The sequence below is a fragment of the Haloglomus irregulare genome, from assembly GCF_007421925.1.
GTDB classification, from domain to species: domain Archaea; phylum Halobacteriota; class Halobacteria; order Halobacteriales; family Haloarculaceae; genus Haloglomus; species Haloglomus irregulare.
The window spans coordinates 65,316-87,716 of record NZ_QMDX01000006.1 but is presented as its reverse complement, the minus strand read 5'-3'; the positions used below and the strand labels follow the sequence as shown (position 1 = coordinate 87,716).

At 71.9% G+C, this 22,401-nt stretch carries 25 protein-coding genes and 1 tRNA gene; 8 read left to right on the top strand and 18 right to left on the bottom strand.

Features of this window, described 5'->3' with window-relative positions:
* Positions 1 to 435 precede the first annotated feature (435 nt).
* A complete protein-coding gene (locus tag DP107_RS11140) occupies positions 436 to 729 on the top strand; it encodes a DUF7123 family protein (protein WP_144262239.1) in 294 nt (97 codons plus the stop codon).
* Between the two features lie 814 nt (positions 730 to 1,543).
* On the opposite strand, the gene DP107_RS11135 is transcribed toward DP107_RS11140, so the two are convergent.
* Complete coding sequence (locus tag DP107_RS11135; protein ID WP_144262324.1) at positions 1,544 to 1,789, bottom strand: DUF7861 family protein; 246 nt, start codon at positions 1,787 to 1,789, stop codon at positions 1,544 to 1,546.
* Between the two features lie 97 nt (positions 1,790 to 1,886).
* Here DP107_RS11135 and DP107_RS11130 point away from each other — a divergent pair, with 97 nt between their 5' ends.
* On the top strand, positions 1,887 to 3,782 hold the full coding sequence (locus tag DP107_RS11130) for an ABC transporter ATP-binding protein (RefSeq protein WP_144262238.1): 1,896 nt from the start codon (positions 1,887 to 1,889) through the stop codon (positions 3,780 to 3,782).
* Between the two features lie 22 nt (positions 3,783 to 3,804).
* Here the strand turns inward: DP107_RS11130 and DP107_RS11125 are convergent, their stop codons facing one another.
* A complete protein-coding gene (locus DP107_RS11125; protein WP_144262237.1) occupies positions 3,805 to 4,263 on the bottom strand; it encodes a reverse transcriptase-like protein in 459 nt (152 codons plus the stop codon).
* Positions 4,260 to 4,487, bottom strand: coding sequence for a hypothetical protein (locus DP107_RS11120; protein WP_144262236.1), 228 nt, complete (start codon positions 4,485 to 4,487; stop codon positions 4,260 to 4,262). Before DP107_RS11120 ends, DP107_RS11125 begins: the two co-directional genes overlap by 4 nt.
* Before the next feature lie 85 nt (positions 4,488 to 4,572).
* Here DP107_RS11120 and DP107_RS11115 point away from each other — a divergent pair, with 85 nt between their 5' ends.
* Positions 4,573 to 4,977 carry a CBS domain-containing protein gene (locus DP107_RS11115; protein ID WP_144262235.1) on the top strand — a complete coding sequence of 135 codons (405 nt, stop codon included), beginning with the start codon at positions 4,573 to 4,575 and terminating at the stop codon, positions 4,975 to 4,977.
* A gap of 70 nt (positions 4,978 to 5,047) precedes the next feature.
* Positions 5,048 to 5,449 carry a DUF5518 domain-containing protein gene (locus tag DP107_RS11110; protein WP_144262234.1) on the top strand — a complete coding sequence of 134 codons (402 nt, stop codon included), beginning with the start codon at positions 5,048 to 5,050 and terminating at the stop codon, positions 5,447 to 5,449.
* 171 nt (positions 5,450 to 5,620) lie between these two features.
* On the opposite strand, the gene DP107_RS11105 is transcribed toward DP107_RS11110, so the two are convergent.
* The 6 genes from DP107_RS11105 to DP107_RS11080 form a co-directional block, all read right to left on the bottom strand.
* Positions 5,621 to 8,032 (bottom strand): DUF2309 domain-containing protein, encoded by a 2,412-nt coding sequence (locus DP107_RS11105; RefSeq protein WP_144262233.1) that lies wholly within the window; start codon positions 8,030 to 8,032, stop codon positions 5,621 to 5,623.
* A complete protein-coding gene (locus tag DP107_RS11100) occupies positions 8,022 to 9,509 on the bottom strand; it encodes a proton-conducting transporter transmembrane domain-containing protein (protein WP_144262232.1) in 1,488 nt (495 codons plus the stop codon). Before DP107_RS11100 ends, DP107_RS11105 begins: the two co-directional genes overlap by 11 nt.
* Before the next feature lie 189 nt (positions 9,510 to 9,698).
* Positions 9,699 to 10,169: an Lrp/AsnC family transcriptional regulator gene (locus DP107_RS11095; RefSeq protein ID WP_144262231.1), complete on the bottom strand. Its 471-nt coding sequence runs from the start codon at positions 10,167 to 10,169 to the stop codon at positions 9,699 to 9,701.
* A gap of 231 nt (positions 10,170 to 10,400) precedes the next feature.
* Positions 10,401 to 11,000, bottom strand: a complete 600-nt coding sequence (locus DP107_RS11090; protein ID WP_144262230.1) for a class I SAM-dependent methyltransferase — start codon at positions 10,998 to 11,000, stop codon at positions 10,401 to 10,403.
* Between the two features lie 109 nt (positions 11,001 to 11,109).
* A tRNA-Ile gene (locus DP107_RS11085) sits at positions 11,110 to 11,221 on the bottom strand.
* A gap of 151 nt (positions 11,222 to 11,372) precedes the next feature.
* Positions 11,373 to 12,056 carry a homing endonuclease associated repeat-containing protein gene (locus DP107_RS11080; RefSeq protein WP_238330859.1) on the bottom strand — a complete coding sequence of 228 codons (684 nt, stop codon included), beginning with the start codon at positions 12,054 to 12,056 and terminating at the stop codon, positions 11,373 to 11,375.
* 197 nt (positions 12,057 to 12,253) lie between these two features.
* Between DP107_RS11080 and DP107_RS11075 the strand changes: the two genes are divergently transcribed.
* Together DP107_RS11075 and DP107_RS11070 are read left to right on the top strand one after the other, a co-directional pair.
* On the top strand, positions 12,254 to 12,433 hold the full coding sequence (locus DP107_RS11075; protein ID WP_144262228.1) for a hypothetical protein: 180 nt from the start codon (positions 12,254 to 12,256) through the stop codon (positions 12,431 to 12,433).
* A 59-nt stretch (positions 12,434 to 12,492) separates the two neighbouring features.
* Positions 12,493 to 13,626, top strand: a complete 1,134-nt coding sequence (locus DP107_RS11070) for an acyl-CoA dehydrogenase family protein (RefSeq protein WP_144262227.1) — start codon at positions 12,493 to 12,495, stop codon at positions 13,624 to 13,626.
* Between the two features lie 18 nt (positions 13,627 to 13,644).
* Here the strand turns inward: DP107_RS11070 and DP107_RS11065 are convergent, their stop codons facing one another.
* The 5 genes from DP107_RS11065 to DP107_RS11045 form a co-directional block, all read right to left on the bottom strand.
* Positions 13,645 to 14,763: a mandelate racemase/muconate lactonizing enzyme family protein gene (locus tag DP107_RS11065; RefSeq protein ID WP_144262226.1), complete on the bottom strand. Its 1,119-nt coding sequence runs from the start codon at positions 14,761 to 14,763 to the stop codon at positions 13,645 to 13,647.
* A gap of 55 nt (positions 14,764 to 14,818) precedes the next feature.
* Positions 14,819 to 16,867, bottom strand: a complete 2,049-nt coding sequence (locus DP107_RS11060) for a sensor histidine kinase (RefSeq protein WP_185977272.1) — start codon at positions 16,865 to 16,867, stop codon at positions 14,819 to 14,821.
* 90 nt (positions 16,868 to 16,957) lie between these two features.
* Entirely contained in the window at positions 16,958 to 17,254 is a 297-nt protein-coding gene (locus tag DP107_RS11055; RefSeq protein WP_144262224.1) for a DUF424 domain-containing protein, read from the bottom strand.
* Positions 17,251 to 18,267 carry a tetratricopeptide repeat protein gene (locus DP107_RS11050; RefSeq protein WP_144262223.1) on the bottom strand — a complete coding sequence of 339 codons (1,017 nt, stop codon included), beginning with the start codon at positions 18,265 to 18,267 and terminating at the stop codon, positions 17,251 to 17,253. Before DP107_RS11050 ends, DP107_RS11055 begins: the two co-directional genes overlap by 4 nt.
* A 123-nt stretch (positions 18,268 to 18,390) precedes the next feature.
* Positions 18,391 to 19,182, bottom strand: a complete 792-nt coding sequence (locus DP107_RS11045) for an enoyl-CoA hydratase/isomerase family protein (protein ID WP_144262222.1) — start codon at positions 19,180 to 19,182, stop codon at positions 18,391 to 18,393.
* Between the two features lie 110 nt (positions 19,183 to 19,292).
* On the opposite strand from DP107_RS11045, the gene DP107_RS11040 reads away from it, so the two are divergent.
* Positions 19,293 to 19,736 (top strand): hypothetical protein, encoded by a 444-nt coding sequence (locus tag DP107_RS11040; RefSeq protein ID WP_144262221.1) that lies wholly within the window; start codon positions 19,293 to 19,295, stop codon positions 19,734 to 19,736.
* A gap of 43 nt (positions 19,737 to 19,779) precedes the next feature.
* On the opposite strand, the gene DP107_RS11035 is transcribed toward DP107_RS11040, so the two are convergent.
* Both DP107_RS11035 and DP107_RS11030 read right to left on the bottom strand, forming a co-directional pair.
* The gene (locus tag DP107_RS11035) at positions 19,780 to 20,109 is read right to left on the bottom strand and encodes a hypothetical protein (protein ID WP_238330858.1); all 330 of its coding nucleotides are present in this window, start codon (positions 20,107 to 20,109) and stop codon (positions 19,780 to 19,782) included.
* Between the two features lie 210 nt (positions 20,110 to 20,319).
* Entirely contained in the window at positions 20,320 to 20,595 is a 276-nt protein-coding gene (locus DP107_RS11030) for a hypothetical protein (protein ID WP_185977271.1), read from the bottom strand.
* A 62-nt stretch (positions 20,596 to 20,657) separates the two neighbouring features.
* Between DP107_RS11030 and DP107_RS11025 the strand changes: the two genes are divergently transcribed.
* The gene (locus DP107_RS11025; protein WP_144262220.1) at positions 20,658 to 21,134 is read left to right on the top strand and encodes a bifunctional nuclease family protein; all 477 of its coding nucleotides are present in this window, start codon (positions 20,658 to 20,660) and stop codon (positions 21,132 to 21,134) included.
* A gap of 270 nt (positions 21,135 to 21,404) precedes the next feature.
* On the opposite strand, the gene npdG is transcribed toward DP107_RS11025, so the two are convergent.
* Positions 21,405 to 22,067, bottom strand: a complete 663-nt coding sequence (gene npdG, locus DP107_RS11020; protein WP_144262219.1) for an NADPH-dependent F420 reductase — start codon at positions 22,065 to 22,067, stop codon at positions 21,405 to 21,407.
* Between the two features lie 112 nt (positions 22,068 to 22,179).
* On the bottom strand, positions 22,180 to 22,395 hold the full coding sequence (locus DP107_RS11015) for a hypothetical protein (protein ID WP_144262218.1): 216 nt from the start codon (positions 22,393 to 22,395) through the stop codon (positions 22,180 to 22,182).
* Positions 22,396 to 22,401: the final 6 nt, after the last annotated feature.

The following is a 22,401-nucleotide window of genomic DNA, read 5'->3' as shown; positions in this document are numbered from 1 at the left end:
GGACGACCGCGAGCGAAGCGAGCGTGCCGGAACACGCACGGCGCGAGCGCGGGGAGGTTTGGGGCCCTGCGACCCGCTGGAACCACCACGCGCGAACGCTCCGGGCAACAGACCACAGGGCGGGACTGAAAGGGGCCGCCCGCTCGACGAAGTACGGCGACGTAAGCACTGCAGGCCGAGCGAAGCGAGGCCGAAGCGCGCAGCGAGCCGCGCGAGTCGAGCGGGCGGGGGCTTTCAAACAGATCCTCTCCTCGTTGTAGTTGTCGTCGTGAGGACAGCGGGCGGGGGCTTTCTACACGGTTTTCTCGCCGTGGTTACAGAAAGAACCGGAAACAGCGTCTCTAACGGACATAACCACCCCATGATCTGGGGACTCAAACGACTGTTTGAGTTTACGGAAGGTCGTTCAAACAGCCCTTCCATGGATGGGGTACGATGAGCGTACAGAGGAGCGCCGATGCGGACGCGGAATCGGAGATGGACGCCGAGCGGCTGGCGCGATATCTTCGTCAGGAGGCGGCCGACGGGGAGTTCTACTGCAAGAGCAAGTTCATCGCGGACGACGTGGGGATGACCGCTTCACAGATCGGGAACCTGATGCCCGACCTCGGCGAGCGCGAGGGGCTGGTCGTCGAGCGATGGGCGTACACGAACGCGACGACCTGGCGGGTGACGGTCGACGACGACCCGGCGGACGCCGGCACCGCGGCCACCCCGGCGGACGACTGACCGCACGCCCCGGCCTCGTCGGCGCCGCAGCCAGCCGACGATGGCGGACTCGTTCTCCTCGACGACGGAGACGTGGCCGTAGTCCGGGTGGAACTGTGCCTCCGCCGTAGGGATGGCCCGTTCGAGGTACCGCCCCGCGCCGAGGGACGAGCCGGTCCTGGCGGCCGTACCACAGGCCGACGGGCGCGTCGATGTCGCCCAGGTCGAACCCCCAGTTCCCGGCATAGAGCTGCAGGTCGGTCACGAGATGCTCGTTGCCGTGCCCCTGCCGGGCGGCGACGGCGGTCGCGACGAGCAGCTGTCCGACCTCCCCGCGCCAGTCGTCCGCGTCGTGGGTGGCGGCGGTCGCCGCCCGGCGCTCCAGCAGCCGCTCGGGACGTACCGCCCGGCGACCTCCTCGGCCCGGAGGTACGACCGGACGACGCCGGGCGCGTGCCGCGCTCGCGAACGGGGACGGCCTCCATCGGGCCGACGCCGCAGCCGACCGCGACCCGGGGCGTCCGCTCCGAGGTCTCGGCGGCGCACGCCAGCGCGTACGGGCTGCCGTCCGGGTCGCCCGCCTCGGCGTAGCCCAGGTCGCGTCCGTCCGGCAGCTCGATGATCCGCGAGTTCTCGAAGAGCTCGCGGCCGACCGCCAGCGGGCCGTCGGTGGCGCCGTCGAAGAACGGGGGCACGGCGTGGCGGCCCCCGCGGAAGCGCCGAACCGCGTCAGAGAGCGTGGTCACGACCACCGCTCTGTCCGCCCGTGGTGTAGCGGTTGGGTCGGTGTGGAGCCGGCAGTCCACCGTGCGACGGCCGTACCGGCGCTCCGGGGTCAGCCCCCCTCTCCTCGCTTCCGGAACCAGACCCGCTGCCCGACCGGCTCGCCGTCGCCCAGCCGGCGCAGCACGAGGTCCCGGACGTCGAACGTCAGCATGAGGTCGACGGTGCCGCCGGCGTCCTGTTCGGGAGCGACGACGAAGACGGCGTGGCCGTCGCGCTCGGTCACCGCCCGGATGACGCCGACGCGCCAGTTCTCCGGGTCGTGGGGCTCGCGGGCGTGAACGCGGTCGTGGACCATGCCGACGGTGGGGAGCGCGGACGCACGGGTGTTCCGGTCGTCGCCGGTCGGCGCCGCCATCGCGGGGTATTTTCGCCTCCGTCCCGTATCCCGTATGATGGCAGACGAGCACGGCGGCTTCGAGGACGTCCGCGAGAACGTGGACGGCCACCCGATGCGGAACCTGTTGGGCTACACGCGGCCGTACTGGCCGCGGCTGTCGGTCGGCGTGCTCGGGGCGGTGCTGACGCGGGTGATGCGGCTGATACCGGCGCTGGTGGTCGCGGCGGCCATCGACCGGGTCATCCTCGGCTCGGGCGGATCCGGGCTCCTCACCGACGCCGGGCTGCTCCCATCGGGCACCATCACCGGCGAGGCCGCCCGCATCGCCCTGCTGGAACAGCTCGTCCTCATCGCGGTCGTCGCCTACCTGCTCCGGTCGGCCGCCCGCTTCGCCTCGCGCTACCTCCTCCAGTCGGCGGCCCAGAAGATCCAGCGCGACCTCCGGAACGACACGTACGACCACATCCAGCACCTCTCGATGGACTTCTTCGTCGACCACCAGACCGGCGGGATGCTATCGATCCTCAACAGCGACATCAACCGGCTGGAGTCGTTCCTCAACACGGAGTTCCGGCAGGTCATCCGGGTGGTCGCCACCGTCGGCGGTATCGGGGTCATCCTCTACCTCACGTCGCCGAAGTTGGCGGCCATCGCGCTCGCCCCGGTCCCCGTCATCGGCGCCGCGAGCGCGTGGTTCCTCACCTGGATCGAACCGCGCTACAAGTCCATCCGGGAGACGGTCGCGCGGCTGAACACCCGGCTGGAGAACAACCTCGGCGGCGCGGCCGTGGTGAAGGCGTTCAACCGGTACGCCTTCGAGCGCGACCGGGTGGCCGAGCAGAGCCAGGCCTACCACGACGAGCAGGTGGCCGCGCTCCGCATCCGGCGGGCCTTCTTCGCCGGGCTCCGGCTCCTGACGGGCGTCGTCTTCGTGCTGGTGCTGTACGTCGGCGGGCTGGACATCATCCTCGGGACGCCCGGGGCGCTGGAGGCCGGGACCTTCACGCTCTTCTTCCTCTACCTGCGCCGGCTCTACTCCCCGATGCGGCGGATCGGTCGCTCGGCCAACAAGTACCAGCAGGCCAAATCCAGCGCCGAGCGCGTCTTCGGCATCCTCGGTCAGGGGCCGACCATCACCTCCCCGCCGGACCCGCACCGCCCCGAGTCGGTCGCCGGCGACGTGACGTTCGACGACGTGACCTTCTCCTACGGCGACCGCGAGCCCGTCCTCACTGATGTCTCGCTCGACGTGCCCGCGGGCGCGACGGTCGGGCTGGCGGGCGCCACGGGCGCGGGCAAATCGACGCTACTGAAGCTCATCCCCCGCTTCCACGACGTCAACGGGGGGGCCGTCCGCATCGACGGGGTCGACGTCCGGGAGTACGACCTCGGGGCGCTCCGGGAGTCGGTGGCCATCGTCGAGCAGAACCCGTACCTGTTCTCCGGCACGGTCGCCGAGAACATCGCGTACGGGGACCGGGAGGCACTGGCGGCCGAGCGCCGCGGCGGCGACGGCGAGCGCCAGCGGGTCGTCGAGGCCGCGAAGGCGGCCGAGGCCCACGCGTTCGTCACCGACCTGCCGGACGGCTACGACACGCTGGTCGGCGAACGCGGCGTGAAGCTGTCGGGCGGCCAGCGCCAGCGGCTGGCCATCGCCCGCGCGCTGCTGAACGACCCGGCCATCATCGTCTTCGACGAGGCCACCTCCGACGTCGACACGGAGACCGAGGAGCGCATCCAGGCCAGCATCGACCGGCTGGTCGAGGACCGCACCGCGTTCGTCATCGCCCACCGGCTCTCGACCATCCAGAGCGCCGACCGCATCGTCGTGATGGACGACGGCGAGATCGTCGAGCGGGGGACCCACGGCGAACTGCTCGGCCAGCGCGGGGAGTACGCCGACCTCTGGGCCGCACAGGCGGACGCCGACCCCGCAAGCGCCGACGACTGAGTCGCCGGTCCCCGCCCGCCGGTCACTCCGGCCGACCCGCCTCGTGCGGCCGCCGTGCGAGTTCGTGGGCCCGCTCGTTGCGCCCCCGGCTCACCGTCCGGTACGTGACCTCGGGGATGGGCGCGAACAGGTCACGGACCTCGGCGACGCGCCGCCGGGTCACCTCGTCACCCGCTTCGCCCGCCCGCGCCGGGTCGACCGCGTCCACGACGGCGGCGGCGTCCCCGCGGACGTGGAGGCTCGCCACGTCGCGGTGCTCGGCGAGTGCTGCCACGGCGCGCGCCCCGGCCACCAGCGCCCGGTACTCGACGTGGGTGCTGGAGACGAACGCCGCGGGCGCCCACGACCCCACCACGAGCGGCTCGCCCTCGCTGACGACGTAGCCGACACCGGCGCCCGTCGGCGTCGCGTTCGCCGGGCCGTAGCGGACGCTCCCGTCGAACGAGAGGACCAGCGACGTGCCCAGGGCGGACGGCGTCACCCGTCTGTTTCGCCCGCGACGTCGCTCTGGTCGTCCCCGGTCACCGTCGCGTCGTGGAGCACGCCGCCGACGAAGCCGAGGGCGGCGCCGAACCCGGCCCCGACACCCGCGCCGAGCGGCCCGAACCGGCTCCCCGCCTCGGCCCCGTCCGCGGCGCCCTCGTGGGTCGATTCGATGACGTCCTCGCCCGGGTACTGTCCCGGTAGCGTTCGTCCCGGAAGCATCGCTTCTCGGATAGCTGCCGGGCGATAGTAAAGCCGTCCCCGCAACCGGGCCAACAGCTAACCCGTCCGGGCTCAATGGAGGGGTATGGTTCGAACGACCGTCGCCGACCGGATGAGTTCTCCCGTGCTGACACTGGCCGCAGAGACCCCCGTCGACGAGGCCGCCGGCGGGATGCTGGAGACCGAGATCAAGTCCCTCGTCGTCATCGACGACGACTGCCACCCCATCGGCATCTTCACCTCGACCGATATCGTCGAGCTGGCGGCCGAGGACGGCCGCCCCAGCGACGCGACCGTCGGCGACTACATGACGACCGACGTGGTGACGACCGACCCGGAGGCGACGCTTGCGGCCGCTGCCGAGCGGCTCGTCGCCGAGGAGATCAACCACCTCCCCGTCACGAAGGACGACGAGGTGGTCGGGATGCTGTCGACGACGGACCTGACCGAACGGGTCGCCGAGGCCGAGGCCGTCGACGAACCCGCCTGAGCCCCGCCCGGGTGCGACGCCCACCCATCCGACCCCGAGGTTCATACCGCCGGGCGTGACTACCACGGGTATGGGTCAGGGAGACACGCTGCTGAACGCGCTCGCCGGTGCCGCCGTGACCATCGTCCTGTCGTTCACTGGCTTCTCGGCACTGCTCGGTGGAGCCGTCGCCGGCTACCTCCAGGAACAGGGCCGCGGCGACGGGGCCCGCGTCGGCGCCATCTCAGGGGCCATCGCGACGCTCCCGTTCGTCCTGCTCGTCTTCGCCTTCGGCGCCTTCGGCCTGATGGGCGGCATGATGATGGGCCGTGTGGGCGGGCCGGGCGCGGTGGGCGCCGGGTTCGGCGTCCTCGCCTTCGGCCTGGTCCTCCTGCTCGTGCTGGCGTGGAATGTCGGCCTCAGCGCGCTCGGTGGCTACCTCGGCGTCTACGTCGGGCAGGAGTTCCGCGAGGGCCGGGCCGACGCGGCCTGAGCCGCCGCCCGGGGGCCGCGTCGGCGCCGTAGCGTGTCCGCCGCGGTGTTCTCCCGGGATGACCGATGGAACAACTGACAGCCCGACGGAAAACGGGAACGCACCACCAGTAGGACGTATCCCGGTTCGTGGGGCCGCCCGCTCATCTCCACGAACGGCCCGTGGCGGGACTCAGTCGTCCGCGACCGGGGGCGTCGTTGCCGTGGCCGCGGCGGTCCCCATCTCCGGAGTGACCGTCGACCACTCGAGGTCGCCCTGGTAGTGGAACACGCGGTGCTCCGCCGGGTCGACGACGGTCAGCGAGAGCCAGCCGTTGTCCAGCAGTTCGGCCACGTTCTCGTTGTCCCCGAGGACGTCCGTGACGCGCTCGACGGGCGCGTGGACGACCGTCGAGAGGCGGAGCGGCTGGTGGTAGGGTTGGCCGTCGGTGCCGATCAGGGACTGTGCCGGGAGGCCCGTCATCAGGTCGCCGCCGTTGCCCTGGTAGACGCCGACGTTGCCGACGGGGTTCTGTGTCACCTTCGAGCCGCTGCCGTGGACCGCGTTGTCGACCGTCGCGAAGTAGTACTGCGTGTTGATCCACTGGGTGACGACCATCGGCCCGGTCATGATGGCCTCGAGGGCGTCGCCGTCCGGGTCGGCCGACGGGTCGTAGGAGTGGAGGAACGTGCGGCCGTCGAGGTCGAGCCCGTCGGTCAGCTCGCGGGGGCCGATGACGAAGCCGGCGTTGCCGGCCAGGCCCCACTCCGGGCGGGTCTCGGCCCAGTCGGCGGCGCGGCGCTCCGTCTCGCGGACGCCCGCGTCGGCGGCCGCGCCCATGTCGCCGGCGCGCTCGGCGGCCGCGCCGGCGCGAGCCGTCTCGAGGTCGGCACGCAGCCTGTCAAGGGCCTCGGCGTGGCTCTCGGGCACGTCGCCGGCGTACAGCTCGACCTCGTCGGTCGTCGTGTTGTGCTCGCCGGCGAGGAAGACGGTGTCGTCGGGGACGTCGATGCCGCGGTCGCAGAGCCCGGCGCGGACGGCGTCGTCGTTGCAGATCGCCGCAAGGACGCGCGCGTTCGGGCCGCCGGGGTTGCCCGCACAGGCCCCGCAGTCGAGGCTCGAACCGAACGGGTTGTTCGCCGTCTCGCTCGCGTGGCCGGTGAAGACGACGAGGCGGGCGAACTCGTCCCAGCCCATGAGCTCGAACGCGGTCGCCGCGTACTCGACCTTCTCGTCGAGGGTGAGCCCCTCGCGGAGCTCGCGGACGGAGTCCGGGTTGTAGTCGACCGACGGCTCGCAGAACTCGTGCTCGTCCGGGACGCGCTCGTCGGCCCCGTCGCGGAGGTCGTGGACGCGGCCCGGATGGAGCGTCCGGGCGGCCAGGGCGGCCCCGTAGCCGACGCCGGCGCTCTCGACGAAACTGAACACGGTCGCGACGTTCGTCTTGAGACGCTTGATGCCCGTCCGGGCGGCCGCCAGGGCGCCGCGCCAGCGGTCGTGGTCGTCGCGCCCCTCGTCGGCCAGGGGGTCCGGGCGGTCCGCGATGCGGTGTTGCGCGTCGAGGATGGGCGGACAGGCGTCGACGGCGACGTCCGCGCCGTAGCCGGCGTGGCGCATCGGGATCCCGAAGAACCCGGCGTAGCCGTGGGTCTCGTAGTCGCCGGTCCCCTCCAGGTGGCGGCGGAGGATCTCCGAGCGCGTGTCGATACAGAACACCAGCTGGGCGTCCGGGCGCCCCCCGTCGGGCGCCGCGGCGGCGGCCTCGCTCGCGTCGGTGACCGCCTCGACCAGCTCGCCGCGGTAGCTCGCCTCCCACGCGGTCAGCCAGACCTCGGGCAGCGGAATCTCCGCGGCGGCGCCGTCCCCGTCCGGGTCCTCCGGCGGTGCCAGCGGCGCGTCGAACAGGTCCGCGAGCGTCAGCCTGGCCGCCAGATAGCCCGACAGCGTGATGGGGTACGCCGACTGCCAGGCGTCGCCGTCGGCGGCGCGCTGCTTGATGAACCCAGTCCAGCCCGGGAGCGCGGCCAGCTGGTACTCGAAGACGGCCGGCCAGTCGTCGATGGGGCAGTCGACCAGCCGGTCGCGAATCGCGTCGAGCGGGTCGTCCGGGAGGTCGGCGATGGCGCCCGCGTCCGGGACCGTCCCGTCGTGCGAGGCCACGGTGCGGAACGCGTCGTAGAAGCCGTCCTCGCGGTTCGGCATGGCCCACTCCGCCCGGCCCTGGTCGAGGAAGGCGGCCAGCCACTTCGTCAGGACCGCGTCGACGCGGTCGGTGGCCGTGTCGGCCGCGGTGGTCGCTCCAGCCGCACCGTCGGCCGTCTCGGCCATGCGGTCGAGCGACGCCTCGGGGTCGCCGTCGTACCCGTGGGCGGTCAGCCCGGCCTCGATGACGTCGGGGTCGATGCGGCCCTGCTCCCAGGCCCGGCGGAAGACCGGGGGGCCGGGGTAGCCGTCGCCGCCGAGCAGCCGCCCGGCGTCGTCGACGGCCTCGTGGAACGGCCGGTCCTCGAACCCGGCGAGCGGGTTGGCCGTCACGAACGAGTGGAGCGGCCAGACGGACCCGACCGCGTCGATACTGTCTTCGATGCCGGATTCAGTAGTCATCGTAGTCCTCCGTGGTCGTCAGCAGGGTATCGGTCGACGGCTGGGACGCGTTCAACAGCGCGACGTAGAGCCGGTGGCTGCGCCGGTAGACGCCGGATTCGATGGCGAGGTAGCCGACGAGGAACGCCGCGGCGACGAGCCCGTGGACCGCCGTCAGCTCGACGGACTGGCCGACCGCGGGCAGCCCCGAGAGCAGTCCCTCGACGAAGCGATACATCGCGGCGTAGACCGCGATGGCGACGAGGGTGACCGCCGGGAGGGCGCCGTAGCGGACCGTGGCGGGGGCGGCGGTGTGCGCGACGACCCCGCGGGCGGCGTGCAGCACCGTCAGCACCGCCAGCCCTGCGAGCAGGAGGCCGCCGTCCAGCGCGGTGCCCTTGCCGGTGAGCACGGCGAACAGGGCACCACCGGCGAGCGCGGTGAGGACGACGACGGCGACGTCGGCGACCCCGGCCCGCCCGGTCGTCTTCGTCGCCGCCGGGCTCTCGTGGTCGACCCGGCTCCCCGACGCGAGGAACTGGTACGCCTTGTAGCAGCCGTGCAGGACGAGGTGGGTGATGGCGGCCCCGAAGAAGCCCAGGCCGACCTGCATGATCATGAACCCCATCTGCCCGACGGTCGAGCAGCCGAGTTGTCCCTTGACGTCCGTCTGGACGGACTTCAGGAGCTTCCCGAACAGCGCGCTCGCCGCCCCGACGAGCAGGACCGCGAGCATCAAGCGGGTGTCGGCAGTGACGACCGGCGCGAACCGGACCAGGAGGATGCCGCCGGCGTTGACGAAGCCGGCGTGCATCAGCGCCGAGGCCGGCGTCGGCGCCGTCATCGAGGAGAGGAGCCACCCGTGGAACGGCACCAGCGCCGACTGGACCATCGCGGCCAGCAGCAGGGCGACGGCGGCGAACAGGAGGACGGCCGGCGGGGCGGTCCCGACGGCCGCCGCGACGCCGGAGACGGTCGTCGCGCCGGTGGCCCACCAGAGCGCCGCGAGGGCGACCGCCAACAGCCCGCCGCCCGCCAGGAAATACCGGCGTGCGAGACCGGCCGCGGCCCCCGCCTGCGGCCAGCCGTCGACGTGGCCGACGAGGTCGGCCATCAGGAGTCCCATCGCGACCCATGCGACGGCGAACAGGACGAGGTGGTCGGCCGCGACCAGGACCAGCACGACCAGCGTGAACGCGAACACGCCGCCGAAGAACCGGTCGGTGGCTCGCTCCCCGGCCATGTACCGCCGCGAGTAGCTGTGGACGATGCCGCTGAAGAACGTGACCGCCGTCCACATCACGACGGTGAGTCCATCGATGGCGACGAGTCCCGCGACCCGCCAGCCCTCGCCGGTCCAGAGCCGAGCGGCGAGCACGCCCAGACTCCCGACCCACAGGAGCCAGACGAGCCGTGTCAGCGCCGCCGGCACGCGCGATTCCCCGGTCGTCGGCGTCGGGAGCTGTCCAACGGTCGTCGTCCGTTCTTGCCTGCTCATCGTTTGGCCTGCCGACCGATGGTCGCGTACCGGTCGTTCTACCCATACCTCGAACGGAATGTGCATTAAAGCTTGCTGAATTACCAGAACGTTCGATTAACTCGAACGATAGAACATGACGGTCATTGGCAACGTATCACGTGGTCTCCCGCGAGTGGGAGGACGATCGACCGCGGTCGACGGGCGAGATCACCCGTCGTCGGCTCTGAACTCCCCGAACGGCGTCGTCTCGTGGCTCCGGACGAGCACCTCGTCGGCCACCGTCAGCCCCATGTCGAGGAGCGCCTGCGCGACGGGCGTGATATCGCTATCCGTCTCGCCGACGGCCGTCACGAGGAGGTTCTGCTCGCCGGTGACCAGCTCCTGGACCGAGACGACACCGTCGATATCCAGTATCTCCCCCCTGAGGTCGCCGCGCTCGTGGATCGACGCGGTGCAGAACAGCAGCATCCGGAGCGGGTAGCCCGACTGCTGGTAGTCCACCTCCGCGCTGTACCCCTTGATGATGCCGTCCGATTCGAGGCGCTGGATCCGCTTGCGGACGGTGCTGTCGGAAGCCCCGGCCCGCTCCGCGATGTCGCCCGACGACGTGTTCCGGGCGTCCTCCTGGAGCGCGTGCAGGATGGCGCGGTCGACGTCGTCGATCGCCTCGTTGCTCATACCCCCACCTCCGCGGCAGAGCTACTTCACCTTTGTACGTGCCGCGGCACCCGGAGAACCGACGGTGGTTGTCGGGATACCTCGCTCTCGACTCGACTATCTATATCTTAGAAGTGTTATTAGCCGAATATCTCGTCAACTGCCACCCCCTCCGTGTTCTGTCTCGGCTGCTGGGATCCCGGGAGCGGTGTGTCGCGTGCCCGTCCACGCCCGGGCGTCCCCCGCCCCGGGTCAGTCGGCGACGGTCGCGAACACGTACTCGCTGCTACTGCCGAGGGGGTCGGTCACCGTCTCGGTCCGGAGCTCGCCGAAGCCGGCCGTCCGGAGCTGCTCCAGCGTCCGCTCCCGGCCGGGCGTCGAGAACAGCATCGAGCCGCCCATCCACCCCTGCCGGACCGTCTCGTAGCGCCCGCCGGGGAGCGTCATCAGGAGCGTCCCGCCCGGCGCCAGCACCCGCGCGAACTCCCCGTAGACCGCCGGGTGTTCGGCCCGTGGCACGTGGAAGACGGCGTGGTACGCGGTGATGGCGTCGGCCGACGCGTCGGCGACGGGCAGCGCCGACATGTCCCCCTGCAGCAGCCGCGCCTCCGGTACGGCCCCGGTAGCGAGGTCCAGACAGGCCCGCGAGAGGTCCAGTCCGACGCTGTCGGCCGGGAGGTTCGCCAGCGTCCGCGCCCCGTCGCCACAGCCCACGTCCAGCACTAGCGGGTCGTCGCCCAGCCCCGCCAGCAGGTCGTCGATGAGCGCAGCGTCCGAGCCGTCGGGGTCCCGTCGGCGGGCGTACGTGTCGGCCACCTCGTCCCACGCCTCGCGTACGGCGTTCCGGTCCATACAGGTCGGAGGGGCGCGACGCACAAGAGCCCTGCCCGGGGCGGGTGGAGGTCGGCAGCCCGGACCCGGCGAACGCCTTGCACCGCTCGCCGTCGCTCGCTGTGCTTGATGGGCCCTGCCGGATTTGAACCAACGATCACCCGGTGTCCCATCGAATCCGATCTTTGCAGATTCGATTCGAGTATGAGCCGGGGGCTGTGACCTGACTTAGCTAAGGGCCCTTTGAGGGATTACAGCCCCAACGGCTGAAATAGCTTCTCCTCTGTTTCCCCCGCACTGTTCAGGACCACGTAGTCGAACCCCGCCGTCTCGGAGTGGTCGAGCTTCGTTATGAACGATGTCGCGTTCGGTCGTTCTCCGGCTGGCCATCCGTCAATCTCGATCCGGAGGTCGTAGTTGGGAAGTCGGAAGTCGCTCACCCCACGGCGTATCTGGGACCGACGGATGAACTCCGTACTCGATCCCGTGGTCATCAAGCATGTACGCGACGGCCTGCTCGTGACGACTCCCGAGTGTCTGACCGTTCGGCCCCAGGCACTGTTCACCGTGTTTGGAACCGGGGCGAATCCCGGCCGCCGAACAGGCCGAACCCCATGATCCGAAACGTTCCCTGATGCTGCTCGACGCGTAGTTGCCGTTCTCGAGATACTCGCGTGACGTGCGGTAGTCCGAGCCCGATGTCTCGCAGACACAGCGCATGTCGTCCAACATCGCTTCGTAATCCGCTTCATCGTAGCTGCCAACCTGTATCGGATCGGAGCTGACACCGGCATCACGGAGTACCTGCGCACAGTCGTCCTCGATGATTTCGTATATCCGCGCCAGAGACGGGAAGCGCTCGTCCCTGTCTGCATCGTCAGTCCGTGGGGCTCGGTCCAACTCCTCAGCCAACTCCGCTACGTCGGCGACCAGATCATCGTACTCGTATCCCTCCCAGGCGTGCTCGGTGTGCTGGTTTCCGTGGAACTCTCCCGTCGCTGTTGCGATGGGTCTGGTTTCTTCGAAGTGATATATGAAATTCGGATCGGCCGGAATCACGAACTCCACTCGCAGCATACGACCGGCGTGCGTCCAACAACGGAGGAGGGGCGGCCGCGAGCGCCGAGCGAATCGCAGGCGACGAACACACGGACGAGGTTCTGCTGTCCGACCCCCGCGACAACGGCCGACAACGGAACCCACGGTTAAAACCGCCGTCGACTGCTGCCGGAAGGGCTTCACCCGTCCGGCCCCTACGTGCGGACAACTCGATCATGTCCGAAACCACCTGTTCGCCGCCCCCGGATTCGGCCCCCGCGCCCCAGTCGATCTACGCGTGGCTCTCCTGTCCGGCGTGTGGCTCCCGCGAGGTCCTGCGCGGCCCCCGGGCCGCCGACGGTACCGTCGAGATCTCCTGCAAGGATTGCGGCCTGACCGGCCAGTACGGTCTCTGAGGCCGCCGCCGCATCGCCGCTTGAGGAACGTTGAATAGCCGCCGACTCCCCCGCCCGGCATGGACTTCGACCTCACCGAGCACCAGCGAGCCGTCCGCGCCGACGCCCGCGAGTTCGCCCGCGAGCGGATCGCCCCCCACGCTCGGGAACTCGACCGGGCGGGCGAGCACCCGACCGACGTCCTCGAGGCGGCCGGCGACCGCGGCTACGCCGGCCTCACCGTCGCCGAGAGCCACGGCGGGCAGGGCGAGGGCCTCGTCGAACTGGCGCTCGTCACGGAGGAGCTGTCGGCAGCGCTGATGCCCGTCGCGAGCGCGCTGGCGCTCCACCTCGGCGTCGCGGAGGCCGTCGAGCGGCTCGGCACCGACGCCCAGCGCGAGCGGTTCCTCCCCGGGATGGCGGCCTTCGAGACCGTCGGTGCGCTCGGCCTGAGTGAGGACGACGCCGGCAGCGACAAGACCGGCATCGAGACGACCGCCCGACGGGAGAGCGACGAGTGGGTCCTCGACGGCCACAAGCGCTGGGTCACCAACCTCCGGCACGCCGACGAGGTGCTCACCTACGCCCGCACGGGCGACCGCGGCGAGGTGACCGCCTTCCTCGTCCCCGCCGGCGCCTACGCGGTGGATACCGTCTGGGACACGCTCGGCGCGCGCACGGTGAAATCGCCCCGGGCGACGCTCTCGGGCGTCCGCGTCGCCGACGACCGCCAGGTCGGCACCGTCGGCGATGGCCTGGGCGAGCGTGGCCGCCTCCGGACGGGCATCAACGTCCCCGCCCGCGGGGTCGGCATCGCCCGCGCGACGCTCGACGCGACGGTCGAGCAGACGCGCACCCGCGAGCAGGGCGGGCAGCACATCGCGGACCACCAGGGCGTCCGCTGGCGGGTCGCGGAGATGGCAGAGCGGGCCGACGTCGCGCGGCTGCTCGTCCTCCGGGCGGCCGCCCGGCTGGACGCCGGCGCGGACGTCGCCCGCGAGTTCGCGATGGCCAAGACCTACGCCACGGAGGCGGCCGTCGACAACGCCAACGACGCGCTCCAGCTCCACGGCGGCATCGGCTACACCAGCGAGCGCGACGTGGAACGACACCTGCGCGACGCCCGGCTGCTGACCATCGCGGGCGGGCCCAACGAGGGGCATCTGGACACCCTCGCGGAGGCGGTCTACGACCAGCACCCGCGCGGGCGGTAGCCCCGCCGGCGGGGCGACTCAGCCCTCGTCCTCGGCCTTCGCCTCGGCCAGCACGGCCCCGTCGATGTCGACGCCGAGTCCCGGCTCCTCGGGCGCGCGGATGGAGCCGTCCTCGTGCCCGAACCCGCCCTCGAGCATGAACGACCAGACGTCGGGCGTCCATGGTGGCTCCATCGGGTACTCGCACCAGTCCGAGCCGGCCGCCGTCATGGTGTGCAGGTTCGCGGCGAAGCCGAGCGCGTTCGTCCAGGTGTGCGGGACGAACCGGGCGCCGAACGCCTCGGCCATCGCCGCCACCTCGACACCGCCCCTGATGCCGGTGGCGAGCGCGGCGTCGGGCTGGAACACGTCCAGGGCCTCGTGCTTCGCGAACTCGCGGAAGTGGTGGGTTCCGTTGTTGAACTCGCCGCCAGCGATGGGGACGTCCACCTTCTCCCGGAGCCGGGCGTACGCGCGGTAGTCGTGGCGCGGCAGGGGCTCCTCCAGCCAGCGGACGTCCCCCGCCTCGTCCAGCCCGCGGGCGAACTCAACGGCGTCGGCGAACGACCACCGCGTCTCCTCCTCCATCACGCGGACGGTCCACCCCTTGTTCGCGTCGACCATCAGCGGGAGGTCGGGGAAGTGGTCCCGGATCTCGCGGACCAGCTCGATGTGCTCGACCTCCGTGACGCGCAGCTTGACGGCCTCGAACCCCTCGTCGATGCGGTCCTGGATGTAGTCGACCCGCTCGTCGGCGGGCCGGTACTCCCCGGTCGAGGCGTAGCAGGGGATGTCGGTGGCCTCGGCGCCCAGCAGCTCGTAGACGGGCTTGCCGGCATCCTTGCCGATGACGTCCCAGAGCGCCATCTCCAGGTGCCATGGCCGCGGCCCGACCAGGTTGACCGTCTCCAGCTTCCGCATGATGCCCTCGACGTTGTGCGGGTCCTCGCCGGTCAGGAACAGCGAGAGCTGGTCGCCGTACTGGAGCCCGCCGGCGAAGGAGGGGCTGGCGGCGTAGCCGGTGATGCCCGCGTCCGTGTGGACCTCGAACAGCTCGAGTTCGTGGGTGCTCTGCGGGTAGCCGGGGATCCACGTCGGGTAGAACGTGCCGTCGACGGCGCCGTCGAGGTGCGTCTGCTCGATACCGGTGATCTGCATGCCCGGTGACGGGGAGCCCGGTGGCAAATAGCTTGAGCCTGTCACACAGGGGCTTTCACTCCGGCCGCTCGGGGTCGCGCCCCCGGCCGAACCGGTCGACCCCGGTCACCTCGAACCGGGCGCCACCCACCACGCTCTCGGTCACGGCCACGTCCCACCCATGCGCGTCCGCGATGGTCTCGACGACGGCGAGGCCGAAGCCGCTCCCCCCCTCGTGGGTCGTGAACCCGTAGTCGAAGACGCGCTCGCGGTCCTCGTGGGGGATGCCCAGGCCGTCGTCGGCGACGTAGAACCCGTCATCGGTCCGCCCGACAGTGACCGTGATGCCGTCGCGGTCGGCCACCGGGTCGCCGGGCTCGTCCATCGCCGACCCGCCGTCGGTCGCGCCGTCGCCGGGGGGGTCCCCCGCCCCGTAGTGGGGCCCGGACGCCATCCGCTCGCGACGCCCGTCGTCGGGCATCGGGCGGTCGTCCGCGGCGTCCGGCGGACCGTCCGTGGCGCTCGTCACGTCGCCCTGCCGTGTGGACGTCCCGGTCCCCGGTCCCCCGTGTTCCAGCGCGTTCGAGAACAGGTTCTCCAGGAGCTGGGTCAGGCGGTCCCGGTCGGCCGGCACCGGGTCGCCGGGCTCGACCCGGAGCGTGGCGTCCCCGGTCGCGACGCCGTCCCAGGCGTCCTCGGCGACCGCCGCCAGCTCGACGGGGGAGACCGACTCGACCAGCCGGCCGCGCCGGCCCAGCGCCAGCAGGTCGTCGATGAGCCGACCCATCCGGTCGGTGGCGCCGTCGATACGGTCGAAGTGCTCGTCGCCGCCGGTTTCGCGGGCCAGCTCGGCGTATCCGTCGATGACGTTCAGCGGGTTGCGGAGGTCGTGGGCCGCGGCGGCGGCGAACTCCTCCAGCCGCTCGTTCTGCTTGCGGAGCTGCCGGAGATGGCGATGCTGTGCCGTCACGTCGCGCAGCAGCAGGACGGTCGCCGGCGGACCGTCGTCGTCCACACCCGGGCTCAGCGAGGGGACCAGCCCCCGGGCGGGCCCGACCTCGTCGGCGGCGCGGTCCAGCGGCAGGGTCCGGACGCGGTAGTAGCGCTGCTCGCCGTCCCGGGGCAACTCGACGAGCCGGTCCGTGTGTCCGTCGCCGCCGCCACCCGGGACGTCGTCCCCGCTCCATGCGGCTACGGTCGGGTCGACCGACGTCCCGCCGTCAGTCCCGGTCCCCCGCGCCGGCGTGTCGGTCAGCACCGTCTTCAGCGCCGCCGGGAACACGGCATCCGCCGACTCGCCGACCGGGTCCGGGGTGTCGAGCAGCGCCCGCCCCGCCGCGTTCACGTCCACGACCCGCCCGCCCTCGATGGCGATGGCGACGTCCTCCAGCGCGTCGAGCACGGCGTCGCGGGCGACGGGCGTCACGTCGATGAGCCGGGCCTGGAGGACGGCGACCGCGAGGAACGCCGACCCGGCGGTCAGCCCGACCGGCGTGAAGTCCAGGCCCGAAACCGGGGTGACGCCGGCCAGGAACGCGGCGTTGGTCCCCCAGGCGACGAGCACGCCCAGCACGATGAAGACGGCCTGTGTCCGGTAGAGGCGTCGCCGGGTCACGCCGAACGCCACCAGGAGCGCCGAGGCAACCGCCAGCAGTGCGTAGCTGTACGCCGTGTGCACCCAGAACCACGGGCCGGTGACGCTATCGATCGTCAGCAGCTCCCCGACCATCAGCGGCTCCACCGACCGGTAGAACAGCCCGTGCGAGCGGGTGGTCGCCACCAGTAGCACCGTCGCGACCGGCACGAGCGACAGCAGCGCCACCGTCGCCGGGGTGACGTACTGCCGGCGGTTCGTGTACCGGAGCGCGAAGGCGAGCAGGGCGACCGGCGTCGTCGCGATGCCGGCGAACGCGACCACTGTCAGGGGGAACAGCGCCGGCTCGGGGGCGAACAGCCGGACGAGATACGCGCCACCCCACAGCGTCAGCCCACCCATCGTGGCCGCGAACGCCCGCGCTGTCGGCGACCCCCGGTGGGCGTAGAGCGCGTATCCCCCCAGCATCGCCGGGAGCACGGCTGCCAGCCCGTACACCACGACGACGAGGGAGAGCACCGGGTCGGTCACCGCATGAGACGACATTGCGACTGCCCCGTGTTCGACTGGAATCGGTTTAGTTGTACGGGCCAGTTCCCCTGGAAACGACCCGATACGGTCTCAGAACCGGGCGTACTGTGCGTGAACGGTCCCGTCTATGTCCAGTACGTTATCAGGGTCGACGAACCCCCCGTCGACGGCGGTCTGGACGGCCTCCTCGCCGACGAGGTTGGCCGTCTCCGCGCCCGCCAGCGCCGCCAGCACCGCCTCGGTGCCGGCGACCTCGCCGCCGTAGAACTCCTCGGTCACGGTGAGCGACACCCGGCCGTCGCCGTACGAGTTCCCCAGCGTCGACTCGTCACAGACCGCGACGACCGTCCCCTCGGGCGTCTCGCGCTCGCTCAGGATGAGCGTCATTCGTCGAGTCGCTCCCGCTCGGGCCCCTCTGTCGTTCCGTCGACGCCCTCGGCGAACTCCTCGGCCAGCTCGTCGGCGAGCCCGCCCTCGGGCCCGTTGGGTGCCTCGCCGCGGGCCGGCGGCTCCTCGGGCGGCGCGCCGCCGGCACCACCGGCCGCGGGCCCGCCGCCCGCGTGCTCGTCGACCAGCTCCCGCTCGGCGCGCTCGCGCAGCGCCTCGGCCTCCGAGGCGACCTCCTCGGCCTGGTCGTAGTGGCCCAGGTCGTCCAGCGCGCGGGCCTTCTCCTCCAGCACCTCGGCGTTCCGGAAGCCGAGCCGGAGCGCGTTGTCGAAGGAGTTGACCGCGTCCTCGGCGAGCCCCCGCTCCAGCAGCAAGAAGCCGCGGTTGTACCAGACCTGTGGCGCCCGGGGGTCGAGTTCGACGGCCCGCTCGGCCTGTTCCAGGGCCTGCTCGCCCTGGCCGGACTCGTACAGCGCGTACGCCAGGTTCGTTCGGGCGCTCGCGGAGTGGCCGTCGTCGGCGTCGATGTCGAGCGCCTCGCGGTAGGCGCCGATGGCGGGGTCGTACTCCTCCAGCTCCGCGTGGGCGACCCCCTTGTTCACCCGGGCCTCCTGCTCGAGCCGCTCGTCGTCGGTGAAGCGGGCGACCCGCTCGAACGCGTCGGCGGCCTGCTCGTGGCGGTTGATCCGCATGTAGGAGAGTCCGACCTCCAGCAGCTCCTCGGCGTCGACCTCGCCGGGGCCGATCTGCCGGTCGTCGAGCGCGTCGGCCACCACCCGCGAGTCGACGGGGTCGACCTTGCCGGAGTCGACCTTCAGCTCCGGCGGCTCCAGGTCGAACGAGTCGCCGTACGGGTCGTCGAACCCCTGGCCGCCGGAGAACTCGTGGCCACCCTGTCCGGTCAGCTCGTCGGCCCCGCCCTCCGCGTCCCCCTCGTCATCGTCGTCCTCGCTCGGCGGCGTCGGCGGCACGGCCTCCTCGGGCGCCGTCGCCGTCTCGTCGTCGTCGGTCATTACGCTCGAGTTGACGGTTCGCGGGGGTAAGGCTTGCGTCAGGGTCGTTCCCACGCTCCGGCGGTCACCCGACGATGCCCGTCCGCTCCCCCTGTCAACGCCGTCGATGCCTGCCCGTCCCCCTCACTTCCCCTCGAACTCGGGCTCGCGCCCCTCCAGCCGGGCGTCGAACCCCTCGCGGTAGTCGGCGGTGTCGTCCAGCTCCCGCCCGAGCGCCCGCTCCAGGGCCAGCCCCTCGTCGAGCGGGGTCTCCAGCGCCGCGTCGAGCGCCCGCTTGGCGTTGCGCAACCCCAGCGGCGCGTTCTCACAGAGGTCGTCCGCGAGTGCCCGGGCCCGGGCGTCGACCTCCACGTCGGGGCAGACCTCGTGGACGAGCCCGATGTCGTGGGCCTCCTCGGGGTCGATGAACTCCCCCGTGAGGACGATCTCCTTTGTCTTCGACAGCCCCACCAGCCGTGGGAGCCGCTGGGTCGCGCCGCCGTGGGGGAAGGTGCCGAGCTTCACCTCGAGGACGCCGTAGTTGGCCTCGGCGCCGAGCACGCGCAGGTCACACGGGAGCGTCAACTCGAACGCGCCGGCGGGCGCGGCACGCTTGATCCCCGCGACGACGGGCTGTGCGCAGGACTCGACCGCCGACAGCAGGTCGGGGAACGCGTGTTCGATGTCGCTGTCGGCCTCGACGCGCTCGCGCATCATCTCGAGGTCCATCCCCGCGCAGAACACGTCGCCCGCGCCGAGCAGCGTCACCGCGCGGACCCCGTCGGCGCCGGAGACGCGCTCGAACGCCGCGGTGAGCTCCGCGATGACCCGCGAGTTCATCGCGTTGCGTTTCTCCGGCCGGTCGATGACCACGTCGGCACGGTGGTCGGTCCGTTCGACGCGGACGAGTTCGAGGTCGTCGTCGGAGATAGCCATGTCCGGGACTGCGAGCGCGTGGACTTGAAAGGGTGGGGCGGGACCGCCGACGACCCGAGATGCTGCCGTGACCGCATCCGGCATACGTCGGGCCGTCATACCCCCACGTCATGCTGCGACCACCGTTCCCGCTCCCGGTCCCATCGCTCGGCCGGCGTGACCCGCCCTCGGTGCCGGTCACCGACTCGCTTGAGGAGTACGCCGACTGGCTCCGGGGGTCGCGGCTCCGGCACCTGACCGTCTCGAAGTCCGTCGTCGACGCGGTGCCCGACGCGTTCACGCGGACCCGGCTGGCCGCCCGCCGCGAGGACGCCGTCGCCAGCTACCGGGACGGCCGGCGCCGCGACAGCGTCCACGTCGTCGAGTATCCGGACCGGTGGGAACTCCACATCGACCGGTACAACCCCCGCTACGAGCCGGTCGGGCACGTGCTGGTCGACGCGCCGCGCCAGACCGTCGAGGCGGTGACCGGTGCGCTCGGACTGGACCGGCTCCCGGGGCTCCGGGGACGTGTCGGGCGTACCACGGGCGAACGGACCGCAGGGGCGGAGTGATCGGCCGCACCTGGCGTCGGCGTCAGCGGGGGTCGTGGGACCGTCAGGCGTCGCCGCTGGCGTCAGCGTCGTCGCCGTTCTCGGCGGGCTGGTCGTCACCGCCCGGGGTGACGCCCGAGACGGCATCGCCGAGCGCGTCGATCGACCCGTCCAGGAAGCCGCCGATGCGGTCGTGGATGTCACCCACGAAGTCGGGGACCTGGCCCGGCAGGTCGCCCGGCGGGCCCGCGTCGCCGCTCTGGTCATCCGCCGGTGCACCGTCGGGCGCTGCGCCCGGGGCCGCGGCGGCCGCGCCGGCACCCAGCACGAGCAGGGCCAGCAGGGCCGCGGTGACGTGTCGCAGGTCCATCGTCTTCGTTGCCTCCGCTCCCACCTGTGGGCCGGACCCACTTGAGGGGGTGAGCCCGTTCAGACGGTTCGACTCCGTTGAATCCTCTGGACGCTGGTATCGACGGATTTGAACCGTCTGAACGGACGCGCCCCACGCCGGATGCGGGCCGCGCGGCCGTCGGCTACTTGAAGCTGAACAGCGGGTCCGGATGCCACACCTGACGGGGGGACGGCAGTCCCGGCCGACCCGTGGTCACCGCGCGAGCGTGCCCTGCTCGCCGGGGGGGTCCTCGTCGCGGGAGACCCAGTGGGAGACCCGGCGCGCGACGAGGTAGCCGTCCGCGGGGGAGTCGTCCTGGGGGTGGGCGTCCTGTACCCAGACGGTCCGCTCGGTGTCGAGGTCCATGGCCCACTCGCGGGCGGCCCCCTTCGACTCGAAGCCGCGGTGCGGGCCCCGGTCGCGGACCCACTCGCCGGCCCCGGGGCTGGCCTGCCGGGCCGACCGCTTGACCGCGACGACGTAACTCACGACTCGCAGGTACGCGCGCCGTGGCAAAAACTTTCACGAGCGCGGCGCAACCGTGTGTCGGGATGGCACACGAGGCCACGGTCAGGGGACTCGGCGTCGGCGTCAGTGACGACGGGCCGGACACGCCGGTCGTACTGCTCGACGCCGACGGCCGCGTCGTTCCGATATTCATCAGCGCGGACCAGGCACAGTCCATCGACCACGCCCTCCGCGGGGAGCCGTTCAAACGCCCGCTCACCCACGACCTGTTCGTCGAGATGGTAGCGGAGTTCGGCGGCGCCGTCGACCGCGTCCGGGTCGACGGCCTCGCGGAGGGGACCTTCCTCGCGAAGATCGACGCCGAACAGTACGTCGACGGCGAGCGTCGCCCCGCGACCTTCGACGCCCGTCCCTCCGACGCCATCGCCGTCGCCCTCCGCGTGGACTGCTCCGTCATCGTCGCCGACGACGTGCTCGACCGCGCCGGTCGCCCGCCCGAGGAGTTCGAGACCCGCGAGGAGCCCGGACCCGGACCGGAACGGGACCGCGGCGAGGACTGAGGGACGTGCTCCCGTGTCCGGCCTATCGGTCGAACAGCCGAGATGTGGTAGCGACTACCCGGACGACAGCTCGGATGACACGTTCTGGCTGCTACTCCCCGTCCCCGGGCTCTCGCACCGCTCGTACCGCCAGTGCAGCCGTGCGCAGAGCGGGACCCTCCCGCTCGCAGCCGGGTGTGACCCGACGCAGAGTGGGCGCGGTTCGGGAGGCGCCACTGCCGCCCCTCGCCGTCACGGGCGTGGCTCCGCCGCCCCCGAACGGACGGGGCGCTATTCGAACCTGACGCCCAGGTCGTGTAGGTCGTCGTTCTCCCGTGCGAGGTTGATGAGCAGTGGGGTGATGGCCTCGACCTCCATCGCGTTGGCGAGGCCGCCGCCGTCGAGCGCGCGCAGGCCGTCGATGCCCTCGGCGATGTCCATGACCGTCCGCTTGGCGTCCGCGTCGTCGCCGACGACGACGGTGTCCCAGTCGAAGGTGGCGTCGAGATCGGCGAGGCGGCCGGCGGGGAGGTTGTGGAAGGCGCCGACGACGGGGACGTCGTCGGGCGCGGCGCCGCGGGCCAGCGCGGTGACGCTGCCGGCGCCGGGGCGGTTGTAGCTGAAGCCGTCCTCGTCGCGCTGCATCCCGACGGCGGGGGTGACGAGCACGCCTGACACCGCGTCGGCGACGGCTTCGACGGTGTCGACGAGGTGGTACGCCGGGACGGCCAGGACGACGGCGTCGGCGCCGGCGGCCGCCCCGGGGTTCTCGTGGCCGGTCAGGTCCGCGTCGAGGCCGCGTCCCTCGAGCTCCGCCCGGTACTCCTCGGCCGCGGCCTCGGCCTTCGCGGCCTCGCGGGAGCCGATGCGGACCGCGTGGTCCGTCCCGTGGGCCAGTCGGAGCGCGAGTCCCTCGCCGATGTCGCCGGTACCGCCGAGCAGCGCGATATCCATGAGTCGGCTAACGGTGGCCGCCCGGGTAGCGGTTGCGCTCTCGGAACGCCTTGCCTCGCGGCGGGCGGTACCGAGCGTCCCGCGGCGCCGACACGGACGGGCGACGCCCCGGCTACCGGTCGCGACCTCCGGAGCCGCGCCCGGTCACGTGTTGTGGCTCGTCGGATCCGTCGCGGCAGACGCGGACGGAGGCGGCAGCGCCAGCGACGGCCACGATGGGGAGGACGAACGGCGCCTGGACGGTGCCGGCGGCGGGACGGAGGACGGGCGCGCCGAACAGCGCCACCAGGGCGACGGCGGCGAGCAGCGCGCGCGAGACCGACCGCATCGGGAG

Coding starts and splice junctions, on each gene's coding strand:
- DP107_RS11140 (WP_144262239.1), top strand. CDS start 436: ATGAGCGTACAGAGGAGCGCCGATGCGGACGCGGAATCGGAGATGGAC.
- DP107_RS11135 (WP_144262324.1), bottom strand. CDS start 1,789: ATGGTCCACGACCGCGTTCACGCCCGCGAGCCCCACGACCCGGAGAAC.
- DP107_RS11130 (WP_144262238.1), top strand. CDS start 1,887: ATGGCAGACGAGCACGGCGGCTTCGAGGACGTCCGCGAGAACGTGGAC.
- DP107_RS11120 (WP_144262236.1), bottom strand. CDS start 4,487: ATGCTTCCGGGACGAACGCTACCGGGACAGTACCCGGGCGAGGACGTC.
- DP107_RS11115 (WP_144262235.1), top strand. CDS start 4,573: ATGGTTCGAACGACCGTCGCCGACCGGATGAGTTCTCCCGTGCTGACA.
- DP107_RS11110 (WP_144262234.1), top strand. CDS start 5,048: ATGGGTCAGGGAGACACGCTGCTGAACGCGCTCGCCGGTGCCGCCGTG.
- DP107_RS11105 (WP_144262233.1), bottom strand. CDS start 8,032: ATGACTACTGAATCCGGCATCGAAGACAGTATCGACGCGGTCGGGTCC.
- DP107_RS11100 (WP_144262232.1), bottom strand. CDS start 9,509: ATGAGCAGGCAAGAACGGACGACGACCGTTGGACAGCTCCCGACGCCG.
- DP107_RS11095 (WP_144262231.1), bottom strand. CDS start 10,169: ATGAGCAACGAGGCGATCGACGACGTCGACCGCGCCATCCTGCACGCG.
- DP107_RS11090 (WP_144262230.1), bottom strand. CDS start 11,000: ATGGACCGGAACGCCGTACGCGAGGCGTGGGACGAGGTGGCCGACACG.
- DP107_RS11080 (WP_238330859.1), bottom strand. CDS start 12,056: ATGCTGCGAGTGGAGTTCGTGATTCCGGCCGATCCGAATTTCATATAT.
- DP107_RS11075 (WP_144262228.1), top strand. CDS start 12,254: ATGTCCGAAACCACCTGTTCGCCGCCCCCGGATTCGGCCCCCGCGCCC.
- DP107_RS11070 (WP_144262227.1), top strand. CDS start 12,493: ATGGACTTCGACCTCACCGAGCACCAGCGAGCCGTCCGCGCCGACGCC.
- DP107_RS11065 (WP_144262226.1), bottom strand. CDS start 14,763: ATGCAGATCACCGGTATCGAGCAGACGCACCTCGACGGCGCCGTCGAC.
- DP107_RS11055 (WP_144262224.1), bottom strand. CDS start 17,254: ATGACGCTCATCCTGAGCGAGCGCGAGACGCCCGAGGGGACGGTCGTC.
- DP107_RS11050 (WP_144262223.1), bottom strand. CDS start 18,267: ATGACCGACGACGACGAGACGGCGACGGCGCCCGAGGAGGCCGTGCCG.
- DP107_RS11045 (WP_144262222.1), bottom strand. CDS start 19,182: ATGGCTATCTCCGACGACGACCTCGAACTCGTCCGCGTCGAACGGACC.
- DP107_RS11040 (WP_144262221.1), top strand. CDS start 19,293: ATGCTGCGACCACCGTTCCCGCTCCCGGTCCCATCGCTCGGCCGGCGT.
- DP107_RS11025 (WP_144262220.1), top strand. CDS start 20,658: ATGGCACACGAGGCCACGGTCAGGGGACTCGGCGTCGGCGTCAGTGAC.
- npdG (WP_144262219.1), bottom strand. CDS start 22,067: ATGGATATCGCGCTGCTCGGCGGTACCGGCGACATCGGCGAGGGACTC.
- DP107_RS11015 (WP_144262218.1), bottom strand. CDS start 22,395: ATGCGGTCGGTCTCGCGCGCGCTGCTCGCCGCCGTCGCCCTGGTGGCG.